The sequence below is a fragment of the Methylocystis sp. JR02 genome, from assembly GCF_030063565.1.
Lineage (GTDB): Bacteria > Pseudomonadota > Alphaproteobacteria > Rhizobiales > Beijerinckiaceae > Methylocystis > Methylocystis iwaonis.
The window spans coordinates 852,382-864,678 of record NZ_JASIRC010000001.1 but is presented as its reverse complement, the minus strand read 5'-3'; the positions used below and the strand labels follow the sequence as shown (position 1 = coordinate 864,678).

13 protein-coding genes are annotated in these 12,297 nt (G+C 62.6%); 9 read left to right on the top strand and 4 right to left on the bottom strand.

The window, feature by feature from the left end:
- Positions 1-92: 92 nt before the first annotated feature.
- Complete coding sequence (locus tag QNA11_RS04020; RefSeq protein WP_283482046.1) at positions 93-857, bottom strand: class I SAM-dependent methyltransferase; 765 nt, start codon at positions 855-857, stop codon at positions 93-95.
- An 86-nt stretch (positions 858-943) separates the two neighbouring features.
- On the opposite strand from QNA11_RS04020, the gene QNA11_RS04015 reads away from it, so the two are divergent.
- The 7 genes from QNA11_RS04015 to QNA11_RS03985 all read left to right on the top strand — a co-directional run bounded on the left by QNA11_RS04015 (position 944) and on the right by QNA11_RS03985 (position 8,114).
- The gene (locus QNA11_RS04015; RefSeq protein ID WP_283482045.1) at positions 944-1,711 is read left to right on the top strand and encodes a helix-turn-helix transcriptional regulator; all 768 of its coding nucleotides are present in this window, start codon (positions 944-946) and stop codon (positions 1,709-1,711) included.
- A gap of 92 nt (positions 1,712-1,803) precedes the next feature.
- Positions 1,804-3,261, top strand: coding sequence for a PAS domain S-box protein (locus tag QNA11_RS04010; RefSeq protein WP_283482044.1), 1,458 nt, complete (start codon positions 1,804-1,806; stop codon positions 3,259-3,261).
- 3 nt (positions 3,262-3,264) lie between these two features.
- Complete coding sequence (locus QNA11_RS04005) at positions 3,265-3,639, top strand: response regulator (RefSeq protein WP_202071897.1); 375 nt, start codon at positions 3,265-3,267, stop codon at positions 3,637-3,639.
- 246 nt (positions 3,640-3,885) lie between these two features.
- Positions 3,886-4,764 (top strand): YihY/virulence factor BrkB family protein, encoded by an 879-nt coding sequence (locus QNA11_RS04000; protein ID WP_246744748.1) that lies wholly within the window; start codon positions 3,886-3,888, stop codon positions 4,762-4,764.
- 84 nt (positions 4,765-4,848) lie between these two features.
- Entirely contained in the window at positions 4,849-7,395 is a 2,547-nt protein-coding gene (locus QNA11_RS03995) for a DNA translocase FtsK (RefSeq protein ID WP_283482043.1), read from the top strand.
- Between the two features lie 60 nt (positions 7,396-7,455).
- The gene (locus tag QNA11_RS03990; RefSeq protein ID WP_202071901.1) at positions 7,456-7,695 is read left to right on the top strand and encodes a hypothetical protein; all 240 of its coding nucleotides are present in this window, start codon (positions 7,456-7,458) and stop codon (positions 7,693-7,695) included.
- On the top strand, positions 7,692-8,114 hold the full coding sequence (locus QNA11_RS03985; protein ID WP_283482042.1) for a PIN domain-containing protein: 423 nt from the start codon (positions 7,692-7,694) through the stop codon (positions 8,112-8,114). Before QNA11_RS03990 ends, QNA11_RS03985 begins: the two co-directional genes overlap by 4 nt.
- Positions 8,115-8,130: 16 nt before the next feature.
- Here the strand turns inward: QNA11_RS03985 and QNA11_RS03980 are convergent, their stop codons facing one another.
- Together QNA11_RS03980 and QNA11_RS03975 are read right to left on the bottom strand one after the other, a co-directional pair.
- The gene (locus QNA11_RS03980) at positions 8,131-8,736 is read right to left on the bottom strand and encodes a nucleoside deaminase (protein ID WP_283482041.1); all 606 of its coding nucleotides are present in this window, start codon (positions 8,734-8,736) and stop codon (positions 8,131-8,133) included.
- 82 nt (positions 8,737-8,818) lie between these two features.
- On the bottom strand, positions 8,819-9,268 hold the full coding sequence (locus QNA11_RS03975; protein ID WP_283482040.1) for an SRPBCC family protein: 450 nt from the start codon (positions 9,266-9,268) through the stop codon (positions 8,819-8,821).
- A 155-nt stretch (positions 9,269-9,423) separates the two neighbouring features.
- Between QNA11_RS03975 and QNA11_RS03970 the strand changes: the two genes are divergently transcribed.
- Positions 9,424-9,957: a TetR/AcrR family transcriptional regulator gene (locus tag QNA11_RS03970; protein WP_283482039.1), complete on the top strand. Its 534-nt coding sequence runs from the start codon at positions 9,424-9,426 to the stop codon at positions 9,955-9,957.
- Between the two features lie 193 nt (positions 9,958-10,150).
- Positions 10,151-10,948, top strand: a complete 798-nt coding sequence (locus QNA11_RS03965; RefSeq protein WP_202071906.1) for an outer-membrane lipoprotein carrier protein LolA — start codon at positions 10,151-10,153, stop codon at positions 10,946-10,948.
- On the opposite strand, the gene QNA11_RS03960 is transcribed toward QNA11_RS03965, so the two are convergent.
- A complete protein-coding gene (locus QNA11_RS03960) occupies positions 10,870-12,288 on the bottom strand; it encodes a HEPN domain-containing protein (protein ID WP_283482038.1) in 1,419 nt (472 codons plus the stop codon). The genes QNA11_RS03965 and QNA11_RS03960 overlap by 79 nt on opposite strands.
- Between the last annotated feature and the right edge of the window lie 9 nt (positions 12,289-12,297).

Genomic DNA, 12,297 nt, shown 5'->3' with positions numbered 1-12,297 from the left:
CTGAAACTTTGTTGTTCAAAAACCTTGGGGTTCTCCCTTCTCCCGCTTGCGGGAGAAGGTGGCCCCTGCGTCAGCAGGGGTCGGATGAGGGCTCACGCGCCCCTGGCTTCGATCATTATAGCGTCGATCGAAAACGAGCCGTCTGCTTCGATCGCGAAATGCTCCCGCGTCTCGCGCGACGCCGCCGCCTGCAATGCCCGGATGGCGCGCAAATTTTCCTGCGGCGTGCGCATGCGTCCCGCCCAGGCGGCAACATCCATCCGCAGCCGCCATGTCTGCAGGCGCTCGACGGCAAAGCCCGACGCGGCGAGCGCGGCGGCCCATTCCGCGATCGTATAGTTCCTCACATGAGAGGGATCGCGCAGAAGCTCGACGGCTTGCAGATGGGTGTCGAAGAGCGGCCGGGCGGGCGCATGGACGTCGATGAAGACCGCTGACCGCCCAGGCTTGAGCACCCGGGCCGCCTCACGCAGACCGCCATTGAAATCGCGCCAATGATGCGCCGAGTAGCGCGACGCCAGAAAATCGAACCAGCCTTCGGTGAACGGCAGGCGCTCGGCGGGCCCCTCCGCCGCTTCGATGTTGGCGAGCCCTTTCTCGCGCGCCGTCGCGGCGACCGCCTCGAGCATTTCCGCCGATAAATCGAGCGCCGTCACCAGACCTGCATGGCGCGCCATCACATAAGAGACATGGCCGCCGCCGGCGCCGATGTCGAGCGCGCGCTCGGGCGCGATCGCGGCGACGATGTTTTCGAGAGCCTCGAGATCGGCCCCCTGCGCATGCACGGCGCTTTGGACATAGGCCCGCGCCCGCGGCCCGAATTGCGCGGCGACAACTGTTTCATGCGTGCGTTCCATCGGCTTGCTCCTTCGTTCCGGAGATCAGGATTGCGCCGCGCTCAAACTGTTACAATTTAGATTGTTATCCTATTATAATACCCTCCATGCTGGACGCGGACCAAAGGCGGCTGCTGGGAGATTTCATTCGCGCCCATCGCGAGCGGGCGCGGCCCGACGTCGCGGGCGGCCGCAGGCGCACGCCGGGCTTGCGGCGCGAGGAGCTGGCGGCGCGCGCTGGCATCAGCGCCACATGGTGCGCCTGGATCGAACAGGGGCGGTCCGTGCAGGCCTCGCCCGAGGCGCTCGGCCGCATCGCTCTGGCGCTGTCGCTGACGCCCGCCGAGCGCGCCTATCTGTTCGAGCTTGCCGGCCGCATCGACCCGGACGCGCCGGCGCCGACGGAGATGGCGCCCGCCTCGCTGCAAGCCGCTATCGCCGCTTTCCGCCACCCGGCCTATGGCCTCGATTGCTGCTGGAACGCCTGCGCCTGGAACGAAGCGGCGGCGCGCCTGTTCTCGGGCTGGCTCGATGGCGTGCATCAGCGCAACCTCCTGCGTTTCGTCTTCCAGAACGCCGCGGCGCGCGATCTGCTGCCGGACTGGGAGACGCGGGCGCGCCGCCTGCTTTGCGAATTTCGCTCCGATTACGCGCATATGTTTCGCGACGCGCGTGTGCGTCGATTCATCGACGACTTGCGGCGCGAGAGCGCTTTCTTTGCGCAAGCCTGGGAGGCGCAAGACGTCTTGAGCCGCGAAGGCGGGTTGCGCGCCTTCGATCACCCGCAAGACGGCAGATTGCTGTTCGAGCAGCATTCCTTCACGCCCTCGGACGCGCCCTCTCACAAGCTCGTCTTGCTTCTTCCCGGGAATTGACGACGTCAAATGTCGGGATGATATTAGTCAAGCTTGCCACATTTCCCGCCTTGTCCTACCAAAAATTCCCGAAAATTGGATGGAGTAAGCGAATGTCCGACATGGAGTTGTCGAACCTCCATGCCGTCGTCGAGGAAAGATTCCCCTTCTACGCAAGGCTGCCTCTTCGCATTCTGGCCGACAAGGCAAAGCTTCCCCCGAAAGCGCACTACTTTCTTGCGCCCGCTCTCGGCGTAGCCCTGGCCGTGATCGCGATCCTTGCGCGCGCCGCTCTGATCGGAACGGCGACGACCAAGGTCGCCTACATCACCCTTTTTCCAATGGTTCCCGTGGGCGCCCTGGTCGGCGGATGGATCACCGGAACGACAGTCGCGCTGCTCGGCGCGGTCCTGTTGCACACCCTCATTCTTCCCCTCGAAGGCGCGGCCGACTGGCTTGCCTTGTTCGTCTTTTTCGGGAGCTGCGCGCTCATCATCGCCACCACCGAGCTGATGCATCGCGCCGAGGCGCGCGCCTTCAAGGCCGAAGCCATGGAAGCGCTGCAGAGCCAAATTCTGGAAGAGCGAAAACGAGGGGCCGACGCTCTGCGCGAGGCGCTGTCGCGTTTGGAGGCGACCTTCGCAAACGCCGCCGTCGGCATCGCCGAGGTGGCCCTCGACGGTCGATGGCTGCGAATGAATCAACGCCTGTGCGACATCCTCGGCTATCGCCGCGACGAGCTGATGCAAATGCGGGCCGGCGACATCACCCACGCGGCGGATCGCGAAGCCGACCGGGAAAATGTGCGCCGCCTCCTCGCAGGCGAGGCCCGAAGCTACTCGACGGAAAAGCGCTATATCCGGAAGGACGGCAAGGACGTTTGGGCGAATGTGACGGTGGGCATCGCACGCAGCGCCGCCGACCAGCCCGTCAATTTCGTGGCTGTTGTCGAAGACATAACGGCGCGCAAGGCCGCGGAGGCGCACAATCAGCTTCTGGTCGCGGAAATCAGCCATCGCGCCAATAATCTTCTCGCCGTCGTGCAAGCCATCGCCCAGCAGACCTCTTTCGAGGGCGACCCCAAAGCCTATGTCGCAAAGCTCGTCGAGCGAATTCAAAGCCTCGCGGCGAGCCAAACGCTGCTCGTGCGAAACGAATGGCAGGGGACGGATCTTTCCGAACTCGTGCGCGCGCAGCTCGCGCCCTATCGCGACCTGATCGGCGGGCGCATTGTCGCGAGTGGTCCGGCGATCCGCGTGAACGCCGCCGCCGCTCAGACGGTCGGCATGGCCCTCCACGAGCTGGCGACCAATGCCGCGAAATATGGCTCGTTGTCGTCCGAGGACGGAAAGGTGCGGATTGCGTGGCGCCTCGTCGACGATGAATTTATGCTGTCCTGGGAGGAAAGCGGCGGCCCGAAAGTGACGCCGCCGACCCGCAAGGGCTTCGGCAACACGGTTCTCGGCCGCATGGCGGAACTCTCGGTGGGCGGAAAAACACGGTTGACCTTCGCCGAAGAAGGAGCAAGCTGGATGTTGAAGGCGCCGGCGGACAGGATTTTCGTGAGATAGTCGATGCAGGACCCTGGCCAGAAAAGGCGCCGGATTCTTGTCGTCGAAGACGAGCCCATGGTCGCGATGTCGATCGAAATGCTCCTGGAGTTCTCGGGTTTCGAGAGCGCGGGGATCGCGGCCACGGTCGAGGAAGCGCTGAAGCTTGCCGCCCAAGGCGGCTACGACGCCGCCATATTGGACGCAAATCTCGCTGGCGTGTTCTCGGGCCCTGTCGCGGAAGCCCTGGGAGCGGCCGGGGCGCCGTTTCTCATATTGTCCGGCTATGATTCCGAGCAGCAGAGAGAGCGCTTTCCGCCGGGCACTGTCATTCTCCAAAAGCCTTGCCGGCCGGACGCGATCATCGAGGCGCTACGCGCTTTTCTGCCCGCAGACTGAGGGTGGATGGAGGGTTATTCCGCACCATTCTGCTTTTTACCGCCGTCATTGCGAGGAGGCGGAGCCGACGAAGCAATCCAGGGCCGCATCGCCGCCCTGGATTGCTTCGCTTCGCGCGCAATGACGGGCTTTGAGTAAAACCAGCGCTCTTGTGGCTCTGGATTCCGGTCGGGCTTTCAGCCCGCCGGGAATGACACGCGCCCGAGGATAATCGTGGGGGCGTGCGCTGTGGGGATAAGCCCGGTCATGACGATCCCCGAAATATGTGACACCCTTTGCCCTATGACCCTGCTCCGCGCGCTTTACGCCGCCTATCTCAAATTCAACGACGACGACGGCTGGGCGATTGCGAGCCATATCGCGCTCTCGATCCTCACCTCGCTTTTTCCTTTTCTCATTTTCGTCACGGCGCTCGCCGGCTTCTTCGGTCTGAAGAGCGAGGCTGACGCCGCCACCACTCTTATCTTCGAGAACTGGCCGCCGAATATCGCCGAGCCCATCGCCGCCGAAATCCGCAATGTCGTCACCCGGCCGCGCGGCGGGCTGCTCACCGTCGGCGCGCTTCTTGCCATTTTCTTCTCGTCGAGCGGCGTCGAGTCGCTGCGCATCGCGCTGAACCGCGCCTATAATCAGCGCGACCAGCGGCCCTGGTGGCTGTTGCGCCTTGAATCGATTCTCTACGTCTTTCTCGGCGCCGCCTCGCTGCTCGCCATCGCCTTTCTCATGGTGCTGGCGCCGCTTGCCCGCGCGCTCGCCGAAAAACACGCCCCCGGCCTGATGCGGGAGCTCGAGCCGCTCTATGGGCCGGTGCGCTATGGCGTCACATCCTCGGTCGTCGGCGTCGGCGTGCTGGGCGCGCATATTTTGCTGCCGGCGGGGCGCCCGCGGCTTCTCGACCTCGCGCCCGGCTTCGCGCTGACGCTGCTCGCCTCCCTCGCTTTCGGCGCGGGCTTTGGGGCCTATCTCGCGAGATTTGCGATCAATTACGTTTCAACCTATGCGGGTCTCGCCTCGATCATGATGGCGATCGTCTTCCTGCAGACCCTGGCGGTGATCTTCATTTACGGGGCCGAGCTGAACCAGGCGACCGCAAGATCGGGCGAACGGATGCAACCTGAGGGTTAAGCGCCTCTTAACCCAGCTTTTTTACCCTCGCCGAGAGTCGGCGCGCCGCAATGGCCGCGCCGCGCCACGCGGGCTTCTGGTGACATGCGCAGCCATAGATTTGGTCTCTTCCCCGAACAGCTCCGCGAGTTCACCGCCCATCGCCTTGCCGAGGCGGCCGGGGCCTTGATGCTGGCCTGCGCCGGCGCCGCGACTGTGGCGCTGGTGAGCTGGTCGGCGCGCGATCCCTCGCTCAACCATGCGACCGGCGGCCATGTCCGCAATCTTCTCGGACATCCCGGCGCGATCGTCGCCGATCTGCTCATGCAGCTTTTGGGCCTCGGCGCGGTCGCCGTGATCCTGCCGCTCGCGGCGCAGGGGCTGCGCATCATCAAGCGCCGCCGCATCGAGCGCGCGCCGCTGCGGCTCGGCCTGTGGATCGCCGGCATTTTCGCAACCGCCGCCACGGCGTCGTTCCTGCCGCCGACCGACCGCTGGCCCCTGCCGACCGGCCTCGGCGGCGTCGCCGGCGACGCCATTCTCGCCGTGCCGCGCGCCATTTCGGCGGGGTCCGGTTCCGTCATGGCGATTTTCGGCGTCGCCGCCGCTTTCGTCGCCATTCTCTCGGTGAGCGGCGCGGCGGGCCTCGGCTTCGAGAGCCAAAACGACATCCGCGAAGAAGCTTTCGACGAGCAAGCGCCCGCCGCCTACGCCGAGGACGACGAAGACCGGGCCGGCGAGCCGGGCTTTGCGCTGATCTCGCTCGGCGCGCTGATCCATACCGGACTGACGCTGAAATGCTGGGCGGCGCGGCTCTTTGCAAAGCTGCGCGCCCGCGCGGCCGCGCCCGCAAAGGAAAAACCCGAGCCTGCGCATCCGCGCGTCGAGCCGACCTTCGACGACGTCGAGACCTATCCGACCTTCTCGCGCCGCGCGCGCCCGCTCGACGAAGACGACGAGGATGCGCGCCCTGTCGCCGCGGCCCGCGCGCCCGCGCCTGCCCCACGCCAGCAGGCCGGCGCCCGTCAGGCGGAAGCCCCCGCCGCCCCCGCCCCGAAGCGCGTCAGCCGCGAGCCCACGCGGGCGCCCACCCGCGCCGCGCCCGAAGCCTACGAATATCCGGAGCTCCAGCTCCTCGCCGAGCCCAAGAACAAGGGCGGGGCCGTCACTGTTTCCGAGGACATCCTCGAATCCAACGCCCGCGTGCTCGAAGGGGTGCTGGAGGACTTCTCGGTGCGCGGCGAGATCATCAATGTCCGCCCCGGCCCGGTGGTCACGCTTTACGAGTTGGAGCCCGCGCCCGGCATCAAATCCTCGCGCGTGATCGGCCTCGCCGACGACATCGCCCGCTCCATGTCGGCGGTCTCGGCCCGCGTCGCCGTGGTGCCGGGCCGCAACGCCATCGGCATCGAGCTTCCCAACCAGCGCCGCGAGACGGTCTTTCTGCGCGAGATTGTCGCCAGCGACGATTTCCTGCACTCCAAGCACAAGCTCGCCATTGCGCTCGGCAAGACGATCGGCGGCGAGCCGGTGATCGTCGATCTGGCCCGCATGCCGCATCTGCTCGTCGCCGGCACCACCGGCTCGGGCAAGTCGGTCGCGATCAACACCATGATCCTGTCGCTACTCTATCGGCTGAAGCCCGAGGAGTGCCGGCTCATCATGGTCGATCCCAAGATGCTGGAACTCTCGGTCTACGACAACATCCCGCATCTGCTCACGCCCGTCGTCACCGACCCCAAGAAAGCGGTGGTCGCGCTCAAATGGGCGGTGCGCGAGATGGAGGACCGCTACAAGAAGATGTCGAAGGTCGGCGTGCGCAATATCGACGGCTTCAACGCCCGCGTCGCCGAAGCGCAGGCCAAGGGCGAGATCATCACCCGCACCGTGCAGACGGGCTTCGACCGCGAGACCGGCGAAGCGATCTTCGAGCATGAGGAGATGGACCTCTCCGCCCTGCCCTATATCGTCGTCATCGTCGACGAAATGGCCGATCTGATGCTCGTCGCCGGCAAGGACATCGAAGGCGCGATCCAGCGTCTGGCGCAAATGGCCCGCGCCGCCGGCATCCATCTCATCATGGCGACGCAGCGCCCCTCGGTCGACGTCATCACCGGCACGATCAAGGCGAACTTTCCGACGCGCATCTCCTTCCAGGTGACGTCGAAGATCGACAGCCGCACCATTCTCGGCGAGCAAGGCGCCGAGCAGCTCCTGGGCCAGGGCGACATGCTTTACATGGCCGGCGGCGGCCGCATCTCGCGCGTGCACGGGCCGTTTGTGTCCGACGCCGAGGTCGAGCATGTGGTGGCGCATCTGAAAGCCCAGGGCGCGCCGCAATATCTCGACAACATCACCTCGGAGGACGACGAAGGCGGCGAGGACGGCGAGGCGCCGGCGCCCGGCTCCATGGACGCCGAGGAAGGCGGCGACCTCTACGACCGCGCGGTCAATATCGTGCTGCGCGACAAGAAATGCTCGACCAGCTACATCCAGCGGCGTCTGTCGGTCGGCTACAACAAGGCCGCCTCGCTCGTGGAGCGCATGGAGAAGGAAGGCGTTGTGTCCGCGCCGAACCATGCGGGCAAGCGCGAGATTTTGGTGGGCGGCGGCGTGGATCGCGGGGCGTTCGATATAGAGGCGGCGGAGTGAGAGCGTGGGCTCGGCCTTCCTGTCGTTGATAAAGGCAGCGACCGGGATTACTGTGAGCCCATGAAAAACATCACAGTAACCGTGGACGATGACACCTATCGCCGCGCCCGCATCAAAGCTGCTGCGGAAGACACGTCGGTTTCCGCCGTTGTCCGGCGGTTCCTGATTGACTTCGCCGCGTCCGAAACCGAATTCGAACAACTAAAGCGCGAGGAGAAAGAGCTTCGCGCCCAGATTTCGACCTTCCGCGCGGCCGACCGCCTCTCACGCGACGACATCCATGCGAGACGCGGCAAGTGACAGATAGCGTCGCCGGCTTTCTCGACACCAATATCCTGCTCTACTCGATCAGCCGTGACCCAGCCGAAAACGCCAAGCGCGAGCGAGCAATAGCGTTGCTCGATCGGGATGACTGGCGCTTGTCCGTCCAAGTGCTGCAAGAATTTTACGTCCAAGCCACACGCCCCTCCCGTGCAGATCCGCTCCCGCACCACATTGCAGCGGGCCTGGTGCGCACATGGATGCGCTTTCGCGTGCAAGACGTTACGTCCGAGATATTGATTGCCGCTCTCAGCATCAAGGCGCGCTACAGCTTTTCTTACTGGGACGCGGCGATCATTGCCGCCGCGATCGCCCAAGGATGCGGCGAGCTTTATTCCGAAGATATGTCGCACGGACAAGTCGTAGAAGGCGTGCGGATCATCGATCCATTTAGGTAGGAGAAGCGACAGCCGATCAGCTCCGCTCCACCTCACTACCGGCTTCCTTGCATTTCCGAACTGCGGCAACCCCTTTCCAGTCTTCGAGATCGAGATCGGGGCGCTCTCGCCGGTGTTTCGCGTAAAGCGCAACGGCCATTGAATCTTCCAGAATATCGACCCTCACGCCTTTCGCGCGGAGCAGCTCCTCGTTTCCCTTGGCGTTCGTAACGTCGCCGACGACCACGCGATCGAACTGCCGCATGTGGAGAAGCGCAGCGCAGACGTCGCAAGGGCTGAGCGATGTGTAGATGGTCGTCTGGCTGAAATCTCGGCGGCCGGCGTCTCTGATGGCGGCGGTTTCCCCATGGTTGTAAGGGTCGTTCCCTTGCACGAGCGTATTATGGCCCTTGCCGAGTATCTGGCGCGTCGCATTGTCGATGATGAGCGCGCCGATCGGACAGCCGCCCTCGTCAAAGCTCTTTTGCGCAAGCCAGGCAGCGATGCGCATGAAATCGCGGTCGCCGAGCTTCTCGAAGAAACCTTGCGCGACGATCGCCAACAGGCTGCGCGTCGGTATGTGGGCGATGGCTTTGAGCACTGCGTCCGAGACAGTCGCGTCTTCCTCGATCAAAAGGCTCATGGGCCGCTCCTTGCAACGCTTTGCGCGCGTTCCGATCGCATGGAATCATGCGGGCGATAGGAAATCGCGCAACCCATCTCCTTCAGGTTTGGAGGGATTTATGCGCGAGTCCCTTGAGCACTTTATGCATCAACCCTGTCATTTTCCGACGCAGCAGCAGGGCGTCGAGAATTCGACCGATCAGTCCGAACTTCGGCGTATAGACGATCTGCATCGTGGCGCGCGATCCCGCCCCGTTTGGAAATACCGCAAGCGTCGTCTGAACATCTTTGATCGGCATCGTGCCCGCGTAAATCTCGACCGTGTAGCTTTCCCCGGGACGCCAATCGATAACGCGTTCCTCGATCCAATTGCGCCCGTCCGCGAGATCGCAGCGCCGTTCGGCGCCAACCCCTTCGAGGGGCGTGCCGCCAATGTGCGACGAGCGCGACAAATTGGGATTGAAGGCGTCGATGTGCTGGAAATCCTTTAGCAACGCCCAGATTGCGCCAGCGTCAGCCGCAATGTCGCGCTCGATTTTCAAGGTTTTCAAAATTGCGCTCCCTCATCATAAGAGACGTGATAGTCTCTTATTGCGACGGATAAGAGAATACGCATTCTCTGTCAATGAGCTTGGCGCGCAATTGGGAAGCGAGGACGATGGGAAGGCCGAGAGGGTTCGACCCTGACGCAGCAGTGCGAACCGCGATGACTCTTTTCTGGCGGCACGGTTACGACGCCGTGTCGTTGGATATGCTCGTCAGCGAGATCAGCGCGAGCCGCAAGGGGCTTTACGCGCTTTGGCCAGATAAGCAGGCGCTCTTCGTCGCTGCGCTGAAGAGCTACGGCCAGATGGTCAGCATCCAGCTTCTGCAAGACCTCGAGAGAGAGGATGCTGGTCTGGCTGAACTTTCGGGGTTTTGGAGCAGGTTCGAAAATGCCGCCCGGCAGCCTGGTTGGTCTGGTTGCCTCGTCGTGCGAACCTCTGCTCACCGGATCGCGGACGAGCCCGACATAGCAGTGGAGATAAGAGCATTCTTTGACCGCCTTTCCAGCGCTTTTGAGAATGCCCTGTGCGGCGCTTTGGCGCGCGGAGAGATTGCGCCTGATCCCGCGCCGCAAATCCGCGCGCGTCAGGCGTTTTCTGTCGCGGTTGCCTGCTCGGCAATTGGCGCGTTCGAGGGCTTCACGCCTCGCATTGCTAATCTGATCGCCACCGGCCGGGCGACCTGCGGCTGTTAGGATAAATCGGGACGAATTCCCGGGGGGCCTACGAGGCTAACCTTCCTCCTAGTCGATCGAGAATTGTCGCGCCGGATGTTCTTTCCGAGCCGCTGTTACCGCGGCTGAAGTTTGACAGCGGCGCGCCGCCCCCAATTCCGCCAACTTATGTTACCAAGACGCCGGGATCGCCCCTTCGAATTGGATTCGCGCCGTGAAGCACCTCCCCCTCGCCGCTTTCGCCCTTATACTGGCGCTCGTCGCGCCGGCTCACGCCGAGGACGCCAAGAAGGCGCATGCGAACGCCGCCGCCAAACATGCGGAAGCCAAGCCTGCAGACGCAAAGCCGGCAGATGCAAAGCCGGCGGACGCCAAACCCGCCGCCAAGGACAAGAAGACCCCGGCCAAGCCGCCGGCCGCCGAGGCCGCCAAGCCCAGCGAGCCCGTGCAGCTCACCAACCCCGCCGCCCCGGCCGAGCCGCCGAAGCCGCTCAGCCGCGAGGAGGCGATCAAACGCGCCGACGCCTTTTTCAATGCCTCGCCAGTGATGACCGCCGACTTCGTCCAGATCGGCGCCGACGGCAAGCGCTCAGAGGGCAAGCTGCATGTCCAGCGCGCCGGCCGCGTGCGCTTCGAATACGCCCAGCCGGCGACGATGGAAGTCGTCGCCGACGGCGCCCAGGTCGCCGTGCGCGATCGCAAGCTCAATACGCAGGACCTCTACTTCATCAATCAGACGCCGCTCAAATTCCTGATGAAGGAGAAGATCGACCTGGAGAAGGACGTCACCGTGCAAGACGTCCAGACCGACGACTCAGGGGTGACGATCTTCATCGAGGACAAGGCGACCTTCGGGGGCACCTCGCATCTCAAGCTCATCTTCGACCCCAAGACCTTCAAGCTGAAGCAATGGCAGGTGAAGGACCCGCAGGGCTACGAGACGCTGATCACCCTTTTCAACATCGACCAGACCAAGACGCCGGACGCGGCGCTGTTCAAGATCAACAAATAACCGGCCTTTGCGGGGCTTGCGCGGCGGGAGGCTCCGCGCCGATCTCGTGGCCGGGCTGGCGCGCGCCGCCATCGCCATCCCCGAGCAGATGGCGACATCCCGGGCTGGATCGCCTGTCTCCGGTGCGTACCCGTACTTACAGGCATTGCCTCCGTGGGCGGTCCCGCCGTTGATTCGCGCGCCTTTGCCGGGCGCGGCGTCAATCCGGATATAGACAGGCTACCGCGCCAGGAAAATCGACTTCGCCGTTGCCCGGCTCGAGTCGGCGCGCGCATCGCAGCTTGCGCCAGGCTCGGCGCGTCTGTTCCACAGCGTCGAGGTTGAGACAAAGGCGCTCGTGTCGTGATGCAGATGCGCAGTAGCAAATCACCCGGAGGCAGGCGCCCCCTCTCGTTTTCAATCAATCCACTCTGAGCCAACATAAGAGAGAGCTGGCGCGGCTTGAGCCCAACTTGGTAGATAACTATATCCCATAAGTAAAGCTGTAGTAACCTCTCATGATATACAGGCATAGATTTAAATATGCCGTAATGAACTAGATCGTTGCGAACCTGCGAGATTTCTCGAAACAGCAACGTCTGGTCGGCAAAGGCCATATCCTTCTGGTGATACGCTTCACACAGCTTTGCTCGAATTGCTCCGCTTTTCCCAATCAAAATCTCGAGTGCAATCCAATAGGCGGTGAACCGGAATTGCTCGTCTCTTTGATTTAACGCCAAGTTAAAAAAATTGCATGCAGTCTGAAACTTCTGACGGAATTCCGGTAATTGATGCGCAAGCCTCCGAGAAACCTCCGTTAGAAGGTCTTTGTTCAAGATTTTGAAGAAATCAGCGTGAACCGGTAATCTAACTGTCTCGCTGGGTAAATGTACCCGACCCTCCAAGTCAAAATCGAAATCTGCGACCCACCGATAGGAAGCTAGACTACCAAACGCCAAAGAAAGAATACTTCGCAAAACACTAATCGATCCAAATGTATCCACATAACAAAAACAAGTCTTAGTGACACCTACAGGCGATATTAACGCAAGGTAGTTGATGTCTGGCAAGTTGGCATCCCGAGTCACAAACACAACCTTCAATTGGTTGTCCGCAACCCCCAAGATCGCCTCTGTCTGAAATGGGACTAACGGCGACAACTTCCCGAGAACAATTGTAGCAGGATTGCGATTGGGAAAAGTCTCTCTCGCCAAATGCAAATTTGAGACAATTTCCTGAAATTGCGCTAAGTCAGGCACAACAAAACTAAATAGTTTTGAGTGGAAATATTTATAGTCTTTATCAAGGCGGGCGAAGTTAGCGGCTATATCCGCTAACTTGATCTCAAGACTGCATGTCATTGCAGCGCT